Raw genomic sequence first — 305 nt, forward strand, 5'->3', positions numbered from 1 at the left:
GCTCCCAGCCCAGATGCTGCCTGGCACAGGAAATGTCGGGCTTGCGCTGCCTGGGATCGTCGGCCGGCAGCGGCCGGTGCACGATCCGCGAGCGGGAATTGGTGTAGTCGAGCACGAGCTCGGCCAATTCCATGATGGTGAACTCACCCGGGTTGCCGAGGTTGACCGGGTGTTGCGGCGCCGCCGGCGCCTGCATCAGCCGCACAAAACCCTCGATCAGGTCGTCGACATAGCAGAAAGAGCGTGTCTGCGTGCCGCTGCCGTAAACCGTGATGTCGTCGCCGCGCAGCGCCTGGACGATGAAG

General features: G+C 65.2%; 1 protein-coding gene. It reads right to left on the reverse strand.

Annotated features, from left to right (window positions below):
• A partial coding sequence (locus EN859_RS36840; protein WP_135913723.1) for an NAD-dependent epimerase/dehydratase family protein occupies positions 1 to 305 on the reverse strand: 305 nt, incomplete at both ends.

It is taken from the genome of Mesorhizobium sp. M00.F.Ca.ET.216.01.1.1 (assembly GCF_004010325.2).
Lineage (GTDB): Bacteria > Pseudomonadota > Alphaproteobacteria > Rhizobiales > Rhizobiaceae > Mesorhizobium.